1 protein-coding gene is annotated in these 249 nt (G+C 69.5%); it reads left to right on the forward strand.

Translation table 11 applies throughout. The annotated features are described in order from the left end of the window. Window positions 1–30 precede the first annotated feature (30 nt). Window positions 31–165 carry a hypothetical protein gene (locus tag KVT32_RS30935; RefSeq protein ID WP_371825652.1) on the forward strand — a complete coding sequence of 45 codons (135 nt, stop codon included), beginning with the start codon at window positions 31–33 and terminating at the stop codon, window positions 163–165. Window positions 166–249 lie beyond the last annotated feature (84 nt).

Here is a 249-nt window from a genome sequence, read left to right on the forward strand (position 1 = left end):
GACCCCGGCATCACCGAGAAGACCATCAAGGTGCACCGGGCGCGGGCGATGGAGAAGATGGGCGTGCGCACGCTGGCCGAACTGGTGCGCAAGACGCTCGAAGTCGAACTGGGGACGGTGATCGACGGAAAGAGAGCCGACCGCTTCGAAGGGCAGGCGCTATGAGCCGCCACGGGCCGGCGGCGGGATGGGCGCTACCCGGCCGGGCCCTGGCCCCCCAGGCGGGCGGCTGAAAAATATACGACGCGG

This window comes from Achromobacter sp. GbtcB20 (assembly GCF_019091095.1).
Taxonomy (GTDB): Bacteria; Pseudomonadota; Gammaproteobacteria; order Burkholderiales; family Burkholderiaceae_B; genus Achromobacter; species Achromobacter mucicolens.